We start from the raw sequence: 19673 nt of genomic DNA on the forward strand, positions 1-19673 counted from the left end.
TCATAACAAGAGCGTCACAGCCTTGGCCAGACACTCCTCCGCGTTCCCCCCACCCGCTTAGAGTCACGCCCAGTCACCGCGCCAGCGGATTCGAAGTCATTTCGACCCCAGCGCCCGACTCGGTGCGTTCCACGGGGAGCCGCCGTGCCAGGGAAAGGACCTGATTCGTGCGTCAACGTTCGATCATCGCTATCACCGCCGCACTCGCGGCGGGATCGCTGACACTCACCGCCTGTGGCTCGCGTGACGACGACGGCAAGAGCACCAGCGGCGACAAGACCACAGTTGTGATCGGTGTCGACGCCCCCACCACCGGCGACCTGTCGGCGCTGGGCCTCGGCATCAAGAACTCCGCCGACCTGGCCGCCAAGACGGCCAACAAGGACGAGTACGTCAAGGGCGTCGAGTTCAAGATCGAACCCCTCGACGACCAGGCCCAGCCCTCCGTCGGCCAGCAGAACGCCCAGAAGTTCATCAGCGACAAGGACGTCCTCGGCGTCGTCGGCCCGCTGAACTCCAGCGTCTCCCAGCAGATGCAGAAGCCGCTCAGCGACGCCGGACTGACCCAGATCTCCCCCGCCAACACCGGCACGGAACTCACCCAGGGCGACGGCTGGAAGACCGGCAAGTCGGTCCGCCAGTTCAAGACCTTCTTCCGCACCGCCACCACGGACGAGATCCAGGGCGCCTTCGCCGCCGAGTACCTGTACACCAAGGCCGGCATCAAGAAGACGTACCTGATCGACGACCAGAAGACCTACGGCGCCGGCCTCGCCGCCTCCTTCAAGGCGAACTACACCAAGCTCGGTGGCAAGATCGTCGGAAGCGACCACATCAACCCCGACGACCGCGACTTCAACGCCGTCGTCGCCAAGATCAAGAAGACCGGCGCCGAAGCCCTCTACTACGGCGGCGAATACCCCGCCGCCGCCCCCCTGAGCCAGCAGCTCAAGGACAGCGGCCAGAACATCCCGCTCATGGGCGGCGACGGCATCTACTCCGGCGAGTTCCCCAAGCTCAACAAGAAGGCCGACGGCGACCTCGCCACCAGCGTCGGCAAGCCCGTCGAGCAGCTCCCGTCCGCCAAGGAGTTCATCGCGAACTACAAGAACGCGGGCTACAAGGACGCCTACGAGGCCTACGGCGGCCTCACCTACGACGCCACCTGGTCCATCATCGAAGCCGTCAAGCTGGCAGTCGAAGGCAACGACGGCAAGCTCCCCAGCGACGGCCGCAAGGCAGTCCTCGACGCCATGGCCAAGGTCAAGTTCGACGGCGTCACCGGAGCCATCTCCTACGACGAGTTCGGCGACACCACCAACACCCTCATGACCGCCTACAAGGTCAAGAACGGCGCGTGGACGCCCGAATACAGCGCCGCCCCCAAGGTCGGCTGAACGAAGCCCAGTAACCAGCCCTCCCAACGCACACATTGATCCAGGCCGCGCGGGAGCGCCCACCAGCGCTCCCGCGCGGCGCCATATCCGAACCACTCCACGGAGGCCCTGCGGTGAACGAACTGCCGCAACAGCTGGCCAATGGACTCATCCTCGGCGCGATGTACGGACTCATCGCGATCGGCTACACGATGGTCTACGGCATCGTCCAGCTCATCAACTTCGCCCACGGCGAGATCTTCATGGTCGGGGGCTTCGGGGCCCTCACCGTCTATCTCTGGCTCCCCGAAGGCTTCGCCCTCGGCGCCGCAGTACCCCTCATGATCCTCGGCGGCATCCTCGTATCCGTCGCCGTCGCCACCGCCGCGGAACGCTTCGCCTACCGGCCCCTGCGCACCGCACCACGCCTGGCACCCCTCATCACCGCCATCGGCCTGTCCATCGTCCTGCAACAGGTCGTCTGGATGTGGTACCCCGACGCCAAGAAGGACCGCCCCTTCCCCCAGTTCGACGGCGGCCCCTTCGACGTCTTCGGCGCCAACATCCAACGCGGCGACCTCTTCGTCCTCATCGCCGCACCCCTCTGCATGATCGCCCTCGGCCTCTTCGTCACGAAGACCCGCTCCGGCCGCGGCATGCAGGCCACAGCCCAGGACCCCGACACCGCCAAGCTGATGGGCATCAACACCGACCGCATCATCGTCATGGCCTTCGCCATCGGCGCCGCGTTCGCCGCCATCGCCGCCGTCGCCTACGGCCTCAAAAACGGCCAGGTCGGCTTCCGCATGGGCTTCCTCATGGGCCTCAAAGCCTTCACCGCCGCCGTCCTCGGCGGCATCGGCAACATCTACGGCGCCATGCTCGGCGGCCTCGTCCTCGGCGTCGCCGAATCCCTCGCCACCGGCTACATAGGCGACATACCCGGCATGGACCTCTTCGGCGGCGGCGCCTGGAAGGACGTCTGGGCCTTCGTCCTCCTCATCCTCGTCCTCCTGATCAGGCCACAAGGCCTGCTCGGCGAACGCGTCGCGGATCGGGCGTGATACCCATGACCACCAACACGAACACCGCCACCAGCACCACCACCAAGGCGCCCCACGCGACCCCCCTGATCCCGCTGCCGCCCACCGCGGCACGCGCCATCACCGTCGCCGGCTCCGCCACCGCCCTCGTCGGCACCTTCCTCGCCTGGACCTGGACCGAGGAATTCCCCGGCAACCTCACCGTCACCGGCTACCCCGGCGGCCTGCAGATCCTCACCCTCGTCGGAGCCATCCTCACCCTCCTCTTCACCCTCTCCGGCCAAGGCATCCGAGGACTGAACTGGCTCACCCCCGGCGGCACCAACAGCCCCGTCCGCCTCCTCACCCTCGGCGTCCTCGGCACCACCGGCTACTCCATGGGCGCCATCAGCGACGAACTCGGCGGACTCGTCAACCTCGAACCCGGAGCCTGGGTCTCCGGCATCGGCTCCCTCATAGCCGCCATAGGCGCCTTCGGCCTCCCCGCCGACCAGCCCTACGACGACAACGACCCCACACCAGGCCTGTGGGGCAGGATCCGCCACACCCTCGCCGCCCCCGACCCCAGCCGCGCCAAGGACCTCCCCAGCTGGGCCGAGATCCTCATCATCGCGGCCGGCTTCGGCGCCGGACTGTACGTCTTCGCCTACGGCATCGGCACCGAATACTCCGAACTGTTCATCGGCTTCCTCATCATCGCCGCGTTCGGATTCACCGCCCTCACCCGAGCAGGCCTCCTCAAACGCCTCTCCACACTGACGGCCAAACACCGCAACGTCACCCTCACGGCAGCCTTCGTCGCCGCGATCTGCTTCCCCTTCACCCAGGGCAACGACCAGTTCGCCCTCATCGGCGCGAACATCCTCATCTTCGCCACCGTCGCCCTCGGCCTCAACGTCGTCGTCGGACTCGCCGGCCTCCTCGACCTCGGATACGTCGCCTTCCTCGGCGTCGGCGCCTACGCCGCCGCCCTGGTCTCCGGCTCACCCCAGTCGACCATCGGCGTCCACTTCCCGTTCTGGGCAGCAGTCCTCACCGGAGCCCTCGCCTCACTGATCTTCGGCGTCGTCATCGGCGCCCCCACCCTGCGGCTGCGCGGCGACTACCTCGCCATCGTCACCCTCGGCTTCGGTGAGATCTTCCGCATCACCATGAACAACCTCAACGGGAACAGCGGCCCCGACGTCACCAACGGCTCCAACGGCGTCCCGAACATCCCCGACCTGGAGATCTTCGGCTTCAACCTCGGCCTCCCCCACGACGTCCTCGGCCACGAACTCACCCGCAGCGGCAACTACTACCTGCTGATGCTGCTGTTCACCGCCATCGTCGTCATGGTCTTCCGCCGCTCCGCGGAATCCCGCATCGGCCGCGCCTGGGTCGCCATCCGCGAAGACGAGACCGCCGCCACCGCCATGGGCATCAACGGCTTCCGCCTCAAACTCCTCGCCTTCGCACTCGGCGCCTCCCTCGCCGGCCTCGCCGGCACCGTCCAGGCCCACGTGTCCTACAGCGTCACCCCCGAGCAATACCAGTTCGCCGGCCCCGTACCACCCAACTCCGCCTTCCTCCTCGCCGCCGTCATCCTCGGCGGCATGGGCACCATCAGCGGCCCCGTCATCGGCGCCGCACTGCTCTACCTCATCCCGGCCAAACTCCAGTTCATGGCGGACTACCAGCTGCTCCTCTTCGGCATCGCCCTGATGCTCCTCATGCGCTTCAGGCCCGAAGGCCTCGTCGCAGACCGCAGGAAACAGCTCGAATTCCACGAAACCGGACAACTCGACGTACCCAAGGACACCCCACTGCCCGAAGGTGCCACCGGCGTCGCCAAGACAGGGACGTGACCGCGATGACCACCACAACCACCGCCCCCACCACCGTCCTCGACGCCAGCGACGTCACCATGAAATTCGGCGGCCTCACCGCCGTACGCTCCGTCGACCTCACCGTCAACACCGGCGAGATCGTCGGCCTCATCGGCCCCAACGGCGCAGGCAAAACCACCTTCTTCAACTGCCTCACCGGCCTCTACGTGCCCACCAGCGGAACCGTGAAGTACAAGGGCACCGTCCTGCCACCCAAGCCCCACCTCGTCACCCAGGCAGGCATCGCCCGCACCTTCCAGAACATCCGGCTCTTCGCCAACATGACCGTCCTGGAAAACGTGCTCGTAGGACGCCACACCCGCACCAAAGAAGGCCTCTGGTCAGCACTCCTGCGACTCCCCGGCTTCAAAAAAGCCGAACAGGAATCCCGCGAACGAGCCATGGAACTCCTCGAGTTCACCGGCCTCGCCGCAAAAGCCGACCACCTCGCCCGCAACCTGCCCTACGGCGAACAACGCAAGCTCGAAATCGCCCGAGCACTCGCGAGCGAACCCGGCCTCCTCCTCCTCGACGAACCCACCGCCGGCATGAACCCCCAGGAAACCCGGGCCACCGAGGAACTCGTCTTCGCCATCCGCGACAAGGGCACCGCCGTCCTCGTCATCGAGCACGACATCCGGTTCATCATGAACCTCTCCGACCGGGTCACCGTCCTCGTACAAGGCGAAAAACTCGTCGAAGGCACCGCCGACATCGTCCAAGCCGACGAACGCGTCATCGCCGCCTACCTCGGCACACCCTTCGAAGGCGCACCAGGCACCGACGAAGTCGCCGAAGTCGAAGCCGCCGAAGCCCAGAACACCAGGGAAGGAGACGCCACATGACCGCACTGCTCGAGGTCGAAGACCTCAGGGTCGCCTACGGCAAGATCGAAGCCGTCAAAGGCATCTCCTTCAAGGTGAACGCCGGCGAAGTCGTCACCCTCATCGGCACCAACGGCGCCGGAAAGACCACCACCCTCCGCACCCTCTCCGGGCTCCTCCAACCCCTCGCCGGACACATCAAGTTCGACGGCAAATCACTCAACAAAACCCCCGCACACAAAATCGTCGCCCTCGGACTCGCCCACTCCCCCGAAGGCCGACACATCTTTCCCCGCATGACCATCGAGGACAACCTCCGCCTCGGCGCCTTCCTCCGCACCGACAAAGAAGGCATCGAAAAGGACATCCAGCGCGCCTACGACCTCTTCCCCATCCTCGGGGAACGCAGAAAGCAGGCCGCGGGAACCCTCTCCGGCGGGGAACAGCAGATGCTCGCCATGGGACGCGCCCTCATGTCCCGACCCAAACTGCTCATGCTCGACGAACCCTCCATGGGCCTCTCCCCGATCATGATGCAGAAGATCATGGCAACCATCCAGGAACTCAAGAGCCAGGGCACCACCATCCTGCTCATCGAGCAGAACGCCCAAGCCGCCCTCTCCCTCGCCGACCACGGCCACGTCATGGAAGTCGGCAAGATCGTCCTCTCCGGCAGCGGAGCGGACCTCCTCCACGACGAGTCGGTACGCAAGGCGTACCTCGGCGAGGACTGAGCGCCACACCGGGTATACGTCGAGGCCCGCACCCCCTTCCGGGGGCGCGGGCCTCGTCGGCGTACAGGGGCGAAACGTCAGCCCTTGTTGCCCTTCTTCTCGTCCGCATCCGCGATGACCGCCTCGGCCACCTGCTGCATCGACATCCGACGATCCATCGACGTCTTCTGAATCCACCGGAACGCCGCCGGCTCCGTCAGCCCGTACTCCGTCTGCAGAATCGACTTCGCCCGGTCCACCAGCTTCCGGGTCTCCAACCGCAGAGTGAGGTCCGCGATCTCGTTCTCCAGCTCCCGCAGCTCCGTGAAGCGCGAGACGGCCATCTCGATCGCCGGAACGACATCACTCTTGCTGAACGGCTTCACCAGATACGCCATCGCACCGGCGTCCCTCGCCCGCTCCACCAGGTCGCGCTGCGAGAACGCGGTCAGCATCAGCACCGGGGCGATGCGCTCCTCCGCGATCTTCTCGGCCGCCGAGATGCCGTCGAGCTTCGGCATCTTCACGTCCAGGATCACCAGGTCCGGCTTGTGCTCGCGGGCGAGCTCGACGGCCCGCTCACCGTCACCGGCCTCGCCCACGACGCTGTAGCCCTCTTCCTCCAGCATCTCCTTGAGGTCGAGCCGGATCAGGGCCTCGTCCTCGGCGATGACGACACGGGTCGTCAGCGGAGGCACGTGCGACTTGTCGTCGTCGGGCGCGTCTACGGGCTGGGGCGACTCGGGGGCGGTCACGGGGGCTCCTCGTTACGGGCCGGGCAGGTACTGCTGTTCATGCAGCCTACCTAGAGGCGGAGGGCTACGGTGACCCGGTACACTCACGGAAGTGCCAAGCCGGGTTGGCGGAATAGGCTTACGCGGATGTCTCAAACACATCTGTCCGAGAGGACATACGGGTTCGAATCCCGTACCCGGCACTTTGAAAGCGGATGTTCCCGTTCTCGTGAACATCCGCTTTTTGCTGCGCTCAGTCACGATCAGTGACGCAGAGTGCTCGTATGAACTTTCACGGCACTGAGGTACGACAGAAGGCCCTCACCCTCCTGCGCAGCGGCACGAAGAACGCCGAGGTCGCACGGCACCTGAACGTGCCGCTCGGCACCGTCGGCTACTGGAAGCATCTGGACCGAGCGAAACGCGGCGAATGCCCTGGCAAGCACGATCCCAAGTGCCCCCGCTGCGACGGACGGGACCTCGATGAACCCGCGTATAGCTACCTGCTGGGCCTGTATCTCGGCGATGGGCACATCAGTCACTACTCCGAGCATCGAGTGCCCAACCTCATGATCGCCTGCACCGAGTCGTGGCGCGGCCTCATGGACGACTGCGAGCAGGCCATGCGCGCAGTCTTCCCCGACAACTCCGTCTGCCGCGTCCGCAGGACCGGCTGCAGCAACGTAAAGGTCTACTCGAAGCACCTGCATTGCCTGTTTCCCCAACACGGCCCCGGCAAGAAGCACGAGCGCCTCATCGCCCTGGTCCCCTGGCAGCAAGCCATCGTCGATGCGCACCCTTGGGAGTTCATCCGCGGCCTCATCCACTCCGACGGATGTCGCATCACCAACTGGACCACCCGCCTCGTAGCCGGTGAGCGCAAGCGCTACGAATACCCCCGCTACTTCTTCGCCAACAAGTCGGACGACATCCGGAAGCTCTTCTCCGACACCCTCGACAAGGTGGGCGTCGAATGGACCACCCTTGCTCGCGGTAGCGACCCCTTCAACATCTCCATCGCCCGCAAAGCCTCAGTCGCACTCATGGACGCCCACGTAGGCCCCAAGCACTGACGCTCTACTTGTCGTCCTCGCCGATGTGATGCACCCGGACCAGGTTCGTCGAGCCTGAGACGCCGGGTGGGGAGCCGGCCGTGATGACCACGCTGTCGCCCTTTTCGCAGCGGCCGTACTTCAGCAGCAGCTCGTCCACCTGGTCGACCATCGCGTCCGTGGAGTCCGCCTGGGGGCCGAGGAAGGTCTCCACGCCCCAGGTGAGGCTGAGCTGGGAGCGGGTCGCCGGTTCGGGGGTGAACGCAAGGAGCGGGATCGGGGAGCGGTAGCGGGACAGTCGGCGGACGGTGTCGCCGGACTGGGTGAAGGCGACGAGGAACTTGGCGCCGAGGAAGTCGCCCATCTCGGCCGCGGCTCGGGCGACCGCGCCGCCTTGGGTGCGGGGTTTGTTGCTTTCGGTGAGGGGCGGGAGGCCTTTGGCGAGGAGGTCTTCCTCGGCGGCTTCGACGATCTTCGCCATCGTCAGGACGGTTTCGATCGGGTGTTTGCCGACGCTCGTCTCGCCCGAGAGCATCACCGCGTCGGTGCCGTCGATGACGGCGTTGGCGACGTCTGAGGCTTCGGCGCGGGTGGGGCGGGAGTTCTCGATCATGGAGTCGAGCATCTGGGTGGCGACGATGACCGGTTTGGCGTTGCGTTTGGCGAGTTTGATGGCGCGCTTTTGGACGAGTGGGACCTGTTCGAGGGGCATTTCGACGCCGAGGTCTCCGCGGGCGACCATGATGCCGTCGAAGGCGGCGACGATGTCGTCGATGGCTTCGACGGCTTGGGGTTTCTCCACTTTGGCGATGACGGGGAGGCGGCGGCCTTGTTCGTCCATGATGCGGTGGACGTCGTCGATGTCGCGGCCGCTGCGGACGAAGGAGAGGGCGACGATGTCGAAGCCGGTGCGCAGGGCCCAGCGGAGGTCGGCTTCGTCCTTGTCGGAGAGGGCGGGGACGGAGACGGAGACGCCGGGGAGGTTGAGGCCTTTGTGGTCGGAGACCATGCCTCCTTCGATCACCGTGGTGTGGACGCGGGGTCCGTCGATGGCGGTGACTTCGAGGCAGACTTTTCCGTCGTCGACGAGGATGTGTTCGCCGGGGGTGACGTCGGTGGCGAGGCCGGGGTAGGTGGTGCCGCAGGTGTGGCCGTTGCCTTCGGTGTTTGCTTCGACGGTGATGGTGAAGGTGTCGCCGCGTTCAAGGAGTACGGGTCCTTCGGTGAAGTGGCCGAGGCGGATCTTCGGGCCTTGAAGGTCGGCGAGGGTGCCGACGCTGTGGCCGGTCTCGTCGGCGGCCTTGCGTACGTGCCGGTAGCGCTCCTCGTGTTCGGCGTGGGTGCCGTGGCTGAGGTTGAAGCGGGCTACGTCCATTCCGGCTTCGACCAGGGCTTTGATCTGGTCGTACGTGTGGGTGGCGGGGCCCAGTGTGCAGACGATTTTTGCTCGGCGCATGAGGTGACCCTAGGGCTTACCGGTGGGTAGGGAATTGGGTGTGCATGACTACTCGACGACCTTTGGGTGACGGGGTATCGACAAGTGTTGAATTGTGCGGCGGGGTGCTCCGATGAGCATTCGGCGGGCGAATTCCTGTGCGATCACGGGGTGCCTTTCGGATGCCTTTCGGGTGCCTTTCCGCTGGTGATCCCGGCTGGGAGCACTGCTGGACGCACTGCCGGGGTCACAGCTGTGGGGGTGCCATGGTGAATCGGGCGTTGACCTGGGCGTGGACGTGTTGGCGTTGGGGTTCGAGGTCGAGTGGGGCGGCGGCGGTCTCTTGGGGGGCGCCGTAGGCCATGGAACGCATGCGGCCGCCGGCGGCTGCGGGGTAGGCGGGCGGGGTGTTCTCGGCGCCGATGTCGGCGAGTTCCACGAGGGCGGCGAGGGTGGTGCCGAGTGCTTCGGCGTATTCGCGGGCGCGTTGTACGGCTTCGCGTACTGCTTGTTGTCGGGCTGTGCGGTGGGCTGGTGAGTGGGGGCGTAGGGCCCACCAGGGGCCGTCGACGCGGGTGAGGTCGAGGTCGGCGAGGCGGGTGGTGAGTTCGCCGAGGGCGGTGAAGTCGGTGAGTTCGGCGGTGATGTGGACGCGGCCGTGGTGGGCGTGGATGCGTTCGCCGCGGCCTTCTTTGAGTTGCGGAGTGATGGAGAAGGCGCCGGTTTCGAGTCGCTCGACTGCTTCGCCGTAGGTCTTGATGAGGTTGAGGGCGGTGGTGTTGCGGCGGGTGAGGTCGTCGAGGGCGGCGCGGCGGTCTTTGCCGCGGGAGGCGACGGTGATGCCGATGCGGGCGATCTCGGGGTCGACTTCGAGGTGGGCTTCGCCGCGGACGGCGATGCGGGGGGCGTCGGGAGTGCCGTAGGGGACGGCGGGTTGGGGGTCGTCGGGTGTCGGGGTGGTCATACGTCCCACTCTGTCACTTCTTACCTGCGTGGGGATGTGGCTGGTCATCGGATCGAAACCTGTGGGGGCTATTGCGTTGCGGCGTGTACGGGTCAGAATCTACGCGCGTTGTTGACCATTGCCGGAGGGGATCGAGCCATGCCGTTGAATCGTCGGAAGTTTCTGAAGAAGTCGGCTGTGACGGGTGCGGGGGTGGCGTTGGCCGGTGCGGCGGCGGCTCCGGCGGCGGAGGCCGCGGAGGCCGCGGAGGCTTCGGATGCGGAGAAGGGGTATGGGCATCGGCCGGTGAAGCGGTATGCGCTGACGGTGATGGGCACGACGGATCTGCATGGTCATGTCTTCAACTGGGACTACTTCAAGGACGCGGAGTACGCGGACGCGCAGGGCAACGCGCAGGGTCTGTCACGGATCTCGACGCTGGTGAACCGGGTCCGTGAGGAGAAGGGCCGTCGGAACACGCTGTTGCTGGACGCGGGCGACACGATTCAGGGCACGCCGTTGACGTACTACTACGCGAAGGTGGATCCGATCACCGCGGACGGTGGTCCGGTGCATCCGATGGCGGCGGCGATGAACGCGATCGGGTATGACGCGGTGGCGTTGGGCAACCATGAGTTCAACTACGGCATCGAGACGTTGCGCAAGTTCGAGGAGCAGTGTGATTTCCCGCTGCTGGGGGCGAACGCGTTGGACGCGAAGACGTTGAAGCCGGCGTTTCCGCCGTACTTCATGAAGACGTTCCATGTGAAGGGTGCGCCGCCGGTGAAAGTGGCGGTGCTGGGGCTGACGAACCCGGGGATCGCGATCTGGGACAAGGCGTATGTGCAGGGGAAGTTGACGTTCCCGGGTCTTGAGGAGCAGGCGGCGAAGTGGGTGCCGCGGCTGCGGTCGATGGGTGCTGACGTGGTGGTGGTGTCGGCGCATTCGGGGTCGTCGGGGACGTCGTCGTACGGTGACCAGTTGCCGTATGTGGAGAACTCGGCGGCGTTGGTGGCGCAGCAGGTGCCGGGGATCGACGCGATTCTGGTCGGGCATGCGCATGTGGAGATTCCCGAGCTGAGGGTGACCAACGCGCAGACGGGCAGGTCGGTGGTTCTGTCGGAGCCGTTGGCGTATGCGGAGCGGTTGTCGTTGTTCGACTTCGAGTTGGTCTTCGCGAAGGGTCGTTGGTCGGTCGAGTCGGTGAAGGCGTCGGTGCTGAACTCGAATTCGGTGGCGGACGATCCGAGGATCACGAAGCTGCTGAAGGACGATCACGATGTCGTGGTGGCGTATGTGAATCAGGTGGTCGGTACGGCGACGGAGACGTTGACGACGGTGGAGGCGCGGTACAAGGACGCGCCGATCATCGACTTGATCACGAGGGTGCAGGAGGACGTGGTCCGGGCGGCGTTGGCGGGTACGGAGTACGCGTCGGTGCCGGTGATCGCGCAGGCGTCGCCGTTCTCGCGGACGTCTCAGATCCCGGCGGGTGAGGTGACGATCCGGGATCTGTCGAGTCTGTATGTGTACGACAACACGCTGGTCGCGAAGTTGATGACGGGTGCGCAGGTCAGGGCGTATCTGGAGTATTCGGCGCAGTATTTCGTGCAGACGGCGGCGGGTGCGGCGGTGGATGTGGAGAAGCTGACGAACGCGGGGGGTCGTCCGGACTACAACTACGACTATGTGTCGGGGTTGTCGTACGAGATCGACATCGCGCGGGCTGTGGGTTCGCGGATCAGGAATCTGTCGTACGGGGGTGTCGCGTTGGACGATGCTCAGCAGTTCGTGTTGGCGGTGAACAACTACCGGGCCAATGGTGGTGGTGCGTTTCCGTATGTGGCGTCGGCGAAGGAGCTGTGGTCGGAGTCGACGGAGATCCGGACGCGGATTTCGGAGTGGGTGACGGCGAAGGGTGTGCTGGATCCGAAGGACTTCGCGTCGGTGGACTGGAAGTTGACGAGGGACGGTACGCCGGTGTTCTAGGGGTCCGGGGGTTGTGTGCGTGAGGGACGGTGGGAGGTTCTCCCGTCGTCCCTCTTCTTTTACCGGCCGTCGATGAGTGGTGTGAGGGCTCGAAGTGCCTGCCGTGCGTGCGGGACCTGTGGGTGTTGGTGGAGGCCGAAGGTGGTGAAGGCGGTGCGGGTGGGCAGGCGGTAGGGCTCTTTCGGGGTGAGGGTGTTGAGGATGGTGGCGCTGCGCCAGGCGGCGAGGCCGAGGTCGGGGGTGCCGATGCCGTGGGTGTGGCGTTCGGCGTTCTGGACGTAGACGGCGCCGGTGACGACGGGGTCGAGGACGAGGCGGAACTGTTCGTCGATGCGGGGGCGTTCGCGGTTGTCGCGCCGTAGGTAGGGGTCGAGGCCGGCGAGGATGCGGTCGAGGGGGCGTTCGCGGTAGCCGGTGGCGAGGACGACGGCGTCGGTGGTGAGGCGGGAGCGGGTGTTTTGCTGGGTGTGTTCCAGGTGGAGTTCGATCTGGGTGGTGGCGATGCGGCCGGCGGTGCGGACGTGGACGCCGGGGGTGAGGACGGCGTCGGGCCAGCTGTCGTGGAGGGTGCGGCGGTAGAGCTCTTCGTGGATGGCGGCGATGGTGTCGGTGTCGATGGCTTTGTGGAGCTGCCATTGGGTGGTGATGAGGCGGTCGCGGGCGCTTTCTGGGAGGGCGTGGAAGTAGCGGGTGTAGTCGGGGGTGAAGTGTTCGAGGCCGAGCTTCGAGTACTCCATGGGGGCGAAGGCTTCGGTGCGGCCGAGCCAGTGGAGGTTTTCTTGGCCGGTGGGGCGGTTGCGGAGCAGGTCGAGGAAGACTTCGGCGCCTGATTGTCCGGAGCCGATGACGGTGACGTGGCCTGCGGCGAGGAGGGTGTCGCGGTGGTCGAGGTAGTCGGCGGCGTGGTGGACGGGGACGCCGGGTGTCTCGACGAGGGGTTTGAGTGGTTCGGGGATGTAGGGCTCGGTGCCGATGCCGAGGACGACGTTCCTGGTGTAGGTCCGGCCGAGGGCTTCGGCTTCTCCGTCGGTGTCGAGTTGGGTGAAGTCGACTTCGAAGAGGTCGCGTTCGGGGTTCCAGCGGACGGCGTCGACCTGGTGGCCGAAGCGCAGCTGGGGGAGGTTGTCGGACACCCAGCGGCAGTAGGCGTCGTATTCGGCGCGGTGGATGTGGAAGCGCTCGGCGAAGTAGAAGGGGAAGAGCCGGTCTCGGGCCTTGAGGTAGTTGAGGAAGGTCCAGGGGTTGGCGGGGTCGGCGAGGGTCACCAGGTCGGCGAGGAAGGGGACTTGGATGGTGGCGCCGTCGATGAGCAGGCCGGGGTGCCAGTCGAAGGTGGGGCGTTGTTCGTAGAAGACGGTGTCGAGGTCGGGGAGGGGGTGGGCGAGGGCGGCGAGGGAGAGGTTGCTGGGGCCGATGCCGATGCCGACGAGGTCGCGGGGTGCTTCGGGTTGGTGGTGTGGGGGGTGGGGCGTCGGGGTCATCGGGGGGTGGTTCCTTCCACGAGTTTCAGGAGGCCGGTGAGGTCTTCGGGCCTGGTGTGGGGGTTGAGGAGGGTGGCCTTGAGCCAGAGTCGGCCGTCGAGGCGGGCGCGGCCGAGGACGGCTCTGCCGTCGTGGAGCAGTTGTCGTCGTATGCGGGCCACGGTGTCGTCGGTGGCGCCGGTGGGCCGGAACAGGACGGTGCTGATGGTGGGTTGGTCGTGTAGTTCGAGGCCGGGGTGGTCGTGGACGAGGGCGGCGAGGGTGTGGGCGTGGTCGCAGACCTGGTCGACGAGGGTGGCGAGGCCGGTGCGGCCGAGGGTCTTGAGGGTGACGGCGATTTTGAGGACGTCGGGTCGGCGGGTGGTGCGCAGGGAGCGGCCGAGGAGGTCGGGGAGGCCGGTTTCGGTGTCGTCGTGGGCGTTGAGGTAGTCGGCGTGTTGGTTGAGGGCGGTGAGGTCGTGGGGGTTCTTGACGGTGAGGAGGCCTGCGGCGATGGGTTGCCAGCCGAGTTTGTGCAGGTCGAGGGTGATGGTGTCGGCGGCTTCGAGGCCGGTGAGTTTGGTTCGGTGCCGGTTGCTGAACAGGAGCCCTCCGCCGTAGGCGGCGTCGATGTGGAGGCGGGTGCGGTGGGCGGCGCAGCGGGCGGCGATGTCGGGGAGGGGGTCGATGAGTCCGGCGTCGGTGGTGCCTGCGGTGGCGGCGACGAGCAGGGGTCCTGGGACGGTGGTGAGGGCTTCGTCGAGGGCGGCGGGGTCGAGGGTGCCGGCGGGGGCGGGGACGACCACGGGTTCGGGCAGGCCGAGGAGCCAGGCGGCGCGGGGCAGTGAGTGGTGGGCGTTGGCGCCGTGGACGAGCCGGATGCCGGGGCCGTGTGTTTCGCGGGCGAGGAGGAGGGCGAGTTGGTTGGATTCGGTGCCGCCGGTGGTGATCAGGGCGTCGGTTGCGCCTGTTTCCCGGGCGAGGGCCGAGGTGACCAGGTTTTCCAGTTCGGAGGCCGCGGGGGCTTGGTCCCAGGAGTCGAGGGAGGGGTTGAGGGCGGAGGCGGCGAGGTCGGCGGCGGTGGCGACGGCGAGGGGTGGGCAGTGCAGGTGGGCGGCGCAGCGGGGGTCGGCCGGGTCGGCGGCGCCTTCGGTGAGGGTGTGGACGAGGCGTCGTAGGGCGTCGGGGTCGCCGTCGGTCGGGAGGATGTCGCCGACGGCGTCGCGTACGCGTTCGGCGACGGCTGTGGGTCCGCCGGCGGGCAGGGGGCCGCCGCGGGCCTGGGTGCCGGAGTGCAGTGCGTCGAGGACGGTGTAGAGCAGTGGCCGCAGGGCGTGGGGGGCGTGGTGGCCTGAGGCGAGCGGCGGTGTGCTCATCGTTGTCCTCCGTGGCGCTGGGTGGGGCGAGTTCCAGCTTGAGCGCGGTGGCCGGGGCGCGCCCGGGGAGTTCAACGATCCAGACCCGAATGGGGGTACTCCCGTACGGGGAAAACGTGTTGGGCTCGGTTCGGCCGTGGAGGTCGTCCGAGGGGTGGTGTGTTGTGAGGTTGATCGTCCTCGGTGCTGCGGAGGCTGGGGAGGACGATCAGCCTCGGGGGGTGGGTGCTAGTGGTCCCTGACTCGCAATGCCCGTGTGAGGTCGTCGAGTTGGTCGGCGAGTTTGCGGCGCAGGGCGGGGGTGGGGGCCGTGTCGCGCAGGCATTCCTCGCCCTGGTGCAGGGTGTGGGTGTCGACGGCGTGGGTGGGGAAGGCCCAGCGGCCGGCTGCGTCGGCGATGGCGGGGCCTCGGCGGGCGGCGACGGCGACGGCGTCCGGGAAGTAGCGGGGTACGTACTCCTGTACCAGGTCGGCCTGTTCGGGCTGCCAGAAGCCCTGGGCGGTGGCGGTGAAGAGGTAGTTGGAGAGGTCGTCGGTGGTGAACATCGACGCCCAGGCCTTCGCTTTGGTGTCCGGGTCGGGCAGGGCGGCGCGGCAGCGGGCGGCGCCTTCCTGGCCGGTGGCGCTCGGGTCGCGTTCCAGTTCGGCGGCGATGGCGGTCTCGTCGGTGGCGCCGAGGACGGCGAGGCGGGCGAGGACGCGCCAGCGCAGTTCGGGGTCGAGTTCCGGGCCTCCGGGCACGGTGCCGTCGGTGAGCCAGGCGGCGATGGTGTCGGGGTGGGCGGCGACGTCGATGTGGTGGCGTACGGCGATCAGGCGCAGGCCGGGGTGGTCGCCGTCCTCGGTGCGGCGGATGAGGTCGCGGCACAGGGCGGTGAGGGTGGCGAGGGCGGCGGGGCGTTCCTCGGGGGTGAGGTAGCGGTCGGTGATCTGGGTGGAGGCGAAGGCGAGGACGCCCTGGACGAGGGCGAGGTCTGTTTCGTGGGGGAGGTGGGTGCGGGCGGCTTCCAGGTAGGCGGTGGGTGGGAGTTCGGCGTCGCGGACGGCGTCCCTGAGCGCGTTCCAGACGACGGCGCGGGTGAGTGGTTCTGGTAGGCCGGCGAGGGCGGCGCCGGCGGTGCGGAAGGAGTCGGTGTCGAAGCGGATCTTGGCGTAGGTGAGGTCGCCGTCGTTGAGGAGGAGCAGGGCGGGGCGCTTGCCGATGGGGTGTGGCCCGCCGGATTCGGTCTGCGGGATGTCGAGGTCGAGGCGTTCGCGCAGGGCGAGGTGGTGGCCTTCGCCGGCGGCGTCGCGGTCGTAGAGGCCTACGGCGATGCGGTGGGGGCGGCTGCCGGTGTGTTCGACGGTGAGGGTGCAGGTGCCGGCGTCGGTGGTGATGCGGGGGGTGAGGGTGTCGACGCCGGTGGTGCGCAGCCAGGCGTCGGCCCAGGCGTGGACGTCTCGGTCGGTGTGGGCGGCGAGGGAGTCGATGAAGTCGGCGAGGGTGGCGTTGGCGAACTTGTGGCGGGTGAAGTGGGTGTTGATGCCGGCCAGGAAGTCCTTCTCGCCGAGCCAGGTGACCAGTTGCCTGAGGGCGGAGGCGCCCTTGGCGTAGGAGATGCCGTCGAAGTTGAGGAGGGCGGAGGCGGTGTCGTCGACGTTCTCGGGGGCGACGGGGTGGGTGGTGGGGCGTTGGTCGGCGTCGTAGCCCCAGGCTTTGCGGGCGACGCCGAAGTCGGTCCAGGTGTCGGTGAAGCGGGTGGCTTCGGTGAGGGTCTGGTAGCCCATGTACTCGGCGAAGGACTCGTTGAGCCAGATGTCGTCCCACCAGCGCAGGGTGACGAGGTCGCCGAACCACATGTGGGCCATTTCGTGGGCGATGACCATGGCGCGGGTCTGGCGTTCGGTGTCGGTGACGGCGGAGCGGTAGACAAACTCGTCGCGGAAGGTGACGAGTCCGGGGTTCTCCATGGCGCCGGCGTTGAACTCGGGGACGAACGCCTGGTCGTAGGAGTCGAAGGGGTAGGGCTCCTCGAACTTCTCGTGGTAGCGGTCGTAGCACTGGCGGGTGATGTCGAGGAGTTCGTCGGCGTCGGTGTCGAGGTACGGGGCGAGTGAGCGGCGGCAGTGGATGCCGAAGGGCAGGCCGCGGTGTTCGGTGCGTACGGAGTGCCAGGGGCCGGCGGCGACGGCGAGGAGGTAGGTGGAGATGAGGGGGGTGGGGGCGGCTTGCCAGCGGCCTTCGCCGAGGTGTTCGGTGATGCCGTTGGCGAGGACGGTCCAGTCTTCGGGGGCTGTGACGGTGAGGTCGAAGACGGCTTTGAGGTCGGGCTGGTCGAAGGCGGCGAAGACGCGTTGTACGTCGTCCATGAAGAGTTGGGTGTAGACGTAGGTCTCGCCGTCGGTGGGGTCGGTGAAGCGGTGCATGCCTTCGCCGGTGCGGGAGTAGCGCATGCTCGCGTCGACGCGCAGTTCGTGTTCGCCGGGGTTGAGGTTTTTCAGGGAGAGCCGGTTCTCGTCCAGGGTTTCCGGGTCGAGGGGGTGTCCGTCGAGGGTGACGGAGCGCAGTGCGGCGGGCTTGACCTCGACGAAGGTGTCCGTGTGGTCCTGGTCCGGGCGGACGGTGAACCTGATGACGGTGCGGGAGTCGAAGGTGTCGTCCCCGGCGGTCAGATCGAGGTCGATCGTGTAGCGGTGGACGTCGATGAGCCTGGCACGGGTCTGCGCTTCGTCGCGCGTCAGTACGGACATGCAGGCCATGCTGCCTGATGGCGTTGGCAAGGCACAGGGGCGGATCGGTACGCGCCCTATGTCCGGTCCTGTTCGAGCTCCCCGGTGTGCGCCCCTTGTGGGCGCGGGACTGGAACCCGGGCGTCCGGGTGGGGCGGGGTGGGGTGGGTCGGGGTGGGGCGTGGCGGAGTTGGGCGGGCCGCGGTTTCGTCGGCTGCGGTGTGGTCCTTGGCGAGGGCGCGTAGTGCGCGGACCTCGTGTTCGAGGGCGCGGTGGCGCTGGTGGGTGTCGAACAGGTAGCGGACCTTGGTGCGCAGGGCCCAGGGGTCGACGGGTTTGGTGAGGAGGTCGGCGACGCCGAGTGCGAAGGCGGCGGAGGTCAGTTCGTGGTCCGGGTCGAAGCCGGTGAGCAGGAGGACGGGGATGTGCCGGGTCTGTTCGAGGCGCCGCAGGTAGCGCACGACGTCGAGGCCGCTGACGCCGGGCATGCGCACGTCGAGCAGGAGGAGGCCGACCTGGCCCCGTAGTACCTGTTTGAGTGCCTCGTCGCCGCTGGTGGCGCGGCCCAGCAGGTAGCCCAGGGGGGCCAGGGCGCTTTCCAGCGCGTACAGGGTGTCCTCGTGGTCGTCGACGATGAGGATCCTGGCATCCGACGGCATGGCCCGACGTCCCTCCCTTGTGGACAGACCAGCTTATGTCCGATGAGCTGACGGGGAGTGCTCGTCAGCTGACAAGGAGTGCACAGCGCAGCATGCCGCTTGGGGGCCCTCGTGTCACGTCCTCGGGGGGTCCGTTCAGGCCTGTAGAAGGTCGGTCCGAGGCGGGTTGAGGACGGTTCGAGGCGGTTCGAGGTGGTTCGCCTACCGTGTCGAGCCGTTCACGGTGTCCTCGGCGATGCTCTCGTGGTGCCTGATCACCTCGGCGATGATGAAGTTCAGGAACTTCTCGGCGAACGCCGGGTCGAGTTTCGCGTTCTCGGCGAGGGTGCGCAGTCGTTCGATCTGCCGGGCCTCGCGGTCCGGGTCGGCGGGCGGGAGTTGGTGGCGTGCCTTGAGGTGGCCGACCTGTTGGGTGCACTTGAAGCGTTCGGCGAGCATGTGGACGACGGCCGCGTCGATGTTGTCGATGCTGTCGCGCAGCCGGGCGAGTTCCTCGCGGACCGCGGGGTCGACGTCGCCGGTTCGGGTGTTGCTGGTGGTCATGGGCGACCACATTACGGGGCGTGCGGGCGTTCGATCATGGGTGGATCGTCGGGGTCGGGGACCTGGTTGCTCCAGCCGCCGGGGACGGTGCGGCCCTGCTGGGCGCGGAAGCGGACGGGGGCCATGCCGACGCGGCGGGTGAACAGGCGGGAGAAGTAGGCGGGGTCGTCGTATCCGACGCGGCGGGCGACGGCCGCGACGGGCAGTTCGGTGGCGGCGAGGAGTTCCTTGGCGCGGCCGAGGCGGATGCCGAGCAGGTAGTCCTTGGGGCTGCAGCCGGCGCCGCGGCGGACGGCGGTGCGCAGTTCGGCGGGGGTCATGCCGTGCCGTGTCGCATGGTCGGCGACCGACAGCGGCAGGCAGGCGTCACGGGCGAGGGCTTTGAGGACCTGGTCGCCGTCGGGGGCGAGGTCGGCGCGGGCGCGGCGCAGGGCGACGAGGAGTTCGTGGACGGCGGCTCCGGTCTCCACCTCCAGGAGGGGGTTGTCGCGGCGGGCGGCGCGGGCGATGCGGGTGACGACTGCGCGCGGGGCGGTGGCGTCCGTCAGGGGCACCACGGGGCGGTCGGGTTCGATGTAGCCGAGTTCGGTGTACGTGGCGGTGGCGGGCCCGGTGAAGTCGACGAAGCCCTCGTCCCAGCCGGTGCCCGGGTCGGGTGCGTAGTGGTGCGGGACGCCGGGGGTGAGCCACAGCAGCGCGGGTGCGGTGACGGTCGTACGGCGGCCGTCGGGGCCCAGATACCAGCCGGCGCCGGCGCTGATGACGACGGCCACGTGGTGGTCGAGGGTGCGGGGGCCGACGGTGGGCAGGGGGCCGTGCTGCAGGCCGACGCCGAGGCAGACGAGGCCGAGCCGGTGCTGGGCGGGGCCGGGCGTGAGAAACCGCATCCAGGTGTGGTACATCCGCGGGCCTCCCGGGTCCCTGTGCTCCCGCTGTTCGTCCGAGCGGC

16 protein-coding genes and 1 tRNA gene are annotated in these 19673 nt (G+C 67.6%); 8 read left to right on the plus strand and 9 right to left on the minus strand.

Annotated features, from left to right (window positions below; all coding sequences use genetic code 11):
- Positions 1-182: 182 nt before the first annotated feature.
- The 5 genes from OHA64_RS12080 to OHA64_RS12100 all read left to right on the plus strand — a co-directional run bounded on the left by OHA64_RS12080 (position 183) and on the right by OHA64_RS12100 (position 5845).
- Entirely contained in the window at positions 183-1397 is a 1215-nt protein-coding gene (locus OHA64_RS12080; protein WP_405623947.1) for a branched-chain amino acid ABC transporter substrate-binding protein, read from the plus strand.
- Between the two features lie 113 nt (positions 1398-1510).
- Positions 1511-2440 carry a branched-chain amino acid ABC transporter permease gene (locus OHA64_RS12085; RefSeq protein ID WP_405612022.1) on the plus strand — a complete coding sequence of 310 codons (930 nt, stop codon included), beginning with the start codon at positions 1511-1513 and terminating at the stop codon, positions 2438-2440.
- Between the two features lie 5 nt (positions 2441-2445).
- Positions 2446-4266: a branched-chain amino acid ABC transporter permease gene (locus OHA64_RS12090; protein ID WP_405612024.1), complete on the plus strand. Its 1821-nt coding sequence runs from the start codon at positions 2446-2448 to the stop codon at positions 4264-4266.
- 5 nt (positions 4267-4271) lie between these two features.
- A complete protein-coding gene (locus tag OHA64_RS12095) occupies positions 4272-5132 on the plus strand; it encodes an ABC transporter ATP-binding protein (RefSeq protein ID WP_405612026.1) in 861 nt (286 codons plus the stop codon).
- Positions 5129-5845, plus strand: a complete 717-nt coding sequence (locus OHA64_RS12100) for an ABC transporter ATP-binding protein (protein WP_405612028.1) — start codon at positions 5129-5131, stop codon at positions 5843-5845. Before OHA64_RS12095 ends, OHA64_RS12100 begins: the two co-directional genes overlap by 4 nt.
- A gap of 77 nt (positions 5846-5922) precedes the next feature.
- On the opposite strand, the gene OHA64_RS12105 is transcribed toward OHA64_RS12100, so the two are convergent.
- The gene (locus OHA64_RS12105; RefSeq protein WP_405612030.1) at positions 5923-6579 is read right to left on the minus strand and encodes an ANTAR domain-containing response regulator; all 657 of its coding nucleotides are present in this window, start codon (positions 6577-6579) and stop codon (positions 5923-5925) included.
- A gap of 98 nt (positions 6580-6677) precedes the next feature.
- On the opposite strand from OHA64_RS12105, the gene OHA64_RS12110 reads away from it, so the two are divergent.
- Together OHA64_RS12110 and OHA64_RS12115 are read left to right on the plus strand one after the other, a co-directional pair.
- Positions 6678-6761 (plus strand) — tRNA-Leu (locus OHA64_RS12110).
- Positions 6762-6842: 81 nt separating this feature from the next.
- A complete protein-coding gene (locus OHA64_RS12115) occupies positions 6843-7631 on the plus strand; it encodes a helix-turn-helix domain-containing protein (protein ID WP_405612032.1) in 789 nt (262 codons plus the stop codon).
- Between the two features lie 4 nt (positions 7632-7635).
- On the opposite strand, the gene pyk is transcribed toward OHA64_RS12115, so the two are convergent.
- Both pyk and OHA64_RS12125 read right to left on the minus strand, forming a co-directional pair.
- The gene (pyk, locus tag OHA64_RS12120; protein ID WP_405612034.1) at positions 7636-9066 is read right to left on the minus strand and encodes a pyruvate kinase; all 1431 of its coding nucleotides are present in this window, start codon (positions 9064-9066) and stop codon (positions 7636-7638) included.
- 226 nt (positions 9067-9292) lie between these two features.
- Positions 9293-10009, minus strand: coding sequence for an SIMPL domain-containing protein (locus OHA64_RS12125; RefSeq protein ID WP_405612036.1), 717 nt, complete (start codon positions 10007-10009; stop codon positions 9293-9295).
- Between the two features lie 138 nt (positions 10010-10147).
- On the opposite strand from OHA64_RS12125, the gene OHA64_RS12130 reads away from it, so the two are divergent.
- Positions 10148-11977 carry a bifunctional metallophosphatase/5'-nucleotidase gene (locus OHA64_RS12130; protein WP_405623949.1) on the plus strand — a complete coding sequence of 610 codons (1830 nt, stop codon included), beginning with the start codon at positions 10148-10150 and terminating at the stop codon, positions 11975-11977.
- 59 nt (positions 11978-12036) lie between these two features.
- On the opposite strand, the gene OHA64_RS12135 is transcribed toward OHA64_RS12130, so the two are convergent.
- The 6 genes from OHA64_RS12135 to OHA64_RS12160 all read right to left on the minus strand — a co-directional run bounded on the left by OHA64_RS12135 (position 12037) and on the right by OHA64_RS12160 (position 19626).
- Positions 12037-13458, minus strand: coding sequence for a lysine N(6)-hydroxylase/L-ornithine N(5)-oxygenase family protein (locus OHA64_RS12135; RefSeq protein WP_405612038.1), 1422 nt, complete (start codon positions 13456-13458; stop codon positions 12037-12039).
- Positions 13455-14813, minus strand: a complete 1359-nt coding sequence (locus OHA64_RS12140; RefSeq protein WP_405612040.1) for a pyridoxal phosphate-dependent decarboxylase family protein — start codon at positions 14811-14813, stop codon at positions 13455-13457. Before OHA64_RS12140 ends, OHA64_RS12135 begins: the two co-directional genes overlap by 4 nt.
- 228 nt (positions 14814-15041) lie before the next feature.
- Positions 15042-17543, minus strand: coding sequence for an aminopeptidase N (pepN, locus tag OHA64_RS12145; protein WP_405612042.1), 2502 nt, complete (start codon positions 17541-17543; stop codon positions 15042-15044).
- A gap of 56 nt (positions 17544-17599) precedes the next feature.
- Positions 17600-18181, minus strand: a complete 582-nt coding sequence (locus OHA64_RS12150) for a two-component system response regulator (RefSeq protein ID WP_405612044.1) — start codon at positions 18179-18181, stop codon at positions 17600-17602.
- A 201-nt stretch (positions 18182-18382) separates the two neighbouring features.
- Positions 18383-18724, minus strand: coding sequence for a chorismate mutase (locus OHA64_RS12155; protein WP_405612046.1), 342 nt, complete (start codon positions 18722-18724; stop codon positions 18383-18385).
- A gap of 11 nt (positions 18725-18735) precedes the next feature.
- Complete coding sequence (locus tag OHA64_RS12160; RefSeq protein ID WP_405612048.1) at positions 18736-19626, minus strand: helix-turn-helix domain-containing protein; 891 nt, start codon at positions 19624-19626, stop codon at positions 18736-18738.
- Positions 19627-19673: the final 47 nt, after the last annotated feature.

This window comes from Streptomyces sp. NBC_00076 (assembly GCF_045041235.1).
GTDB lineage: Bacteria > Actinomycetota > Actinomycetes > Streptomycetales > Streptomycetaceae > Streptomyces.

Coding starts and splice junctions, on each gene's coding strand:
- OHA64_RS12090 (WP_405612024.1), top strand. CDS start 2,446: ATGACCACCAACACGAACACCGCCACCAGCACCACCACCAAGGCGCCC.
- OHA64_RS12095 (WP_405612026.1), top strand. CDS start 4,272: ATGACCACCACAACCACCGCCCCCACCACCGTCCTCGACGCCAGCGAC.
- OHA64_RS12100 (WP_405612028.1), top strand. CDS start 5,129: ATGACCGCACTGCTCGAGGTCGAAGACCTCAGGGTCGCCTACGGCAAG.
- OHA64_RS12115 (WP_405612032.1), top strand. CDS start 6,843: ATGAACTTTCACGGCACTGAGGTACGACAGAAGGCCCTCACCCTCCTG.
- pyk (WP_405612034.1), bottom strand. CDS start 9,066: ATGCGCCGAGCAAAAATCGTCTGCACACTGGGCCCCGCCACCCACACG.
- OHA64_RS12125 (WP_405612036.1), bottom strand. CDS start 10,009: ATGACCACCCCGACACCCGACGACCCCCAACCCGCCGTCCCCTACGGC.
- OHA64_RS12130 (WP_405623949.1), top strand. CDS start 10,148: ATGCCGTTGAATCGTCGGAAGTTTCTGAAGAAGTCGGCTGTGACGGGT.
- OHA64_RS12135 (WP_405612038.1), bottom strand. CDS start 13,458: ATGACCCCGACGCCCCACCCCCCACACCACCAACCCGAAGCACCCCGC.
- OHA64_RS12140 (WP_405612040.1), bottom strand. CDS start 14,813: ATGAGCACACCGCCGCTCGCCTCAGGCCACCACGCCCCCCACGCCCTG.
- pepN (WP_405612042.1), bottom strand. CDS start 17,543: ATGTCCGTACTGACGCGCGACGAAGCGCAGACCCGTGCCAGGCTCATC.
- OHA64_RS12150 (WP_405612044.1), bottom strand. CDS start 18,181: ATGCCGTCGGATGCCAGGATCCTCATCGTCGACGACCACGAGGACACC.
- OHA64_RS12155 (WP_405612046.1), bottom strand. CDS start 18,724: ATGACCACCAGCAACACCCGAACCGGCGACGTCGACCCCGCGGTCCGC.
- OHA64_RS12160 (WP_405612048.1), bottom strand. CDS start 19,626: ATGTACCACACCTGGATGCGGTTTCTCACGCCCGGCCCCGCCCAGCAC.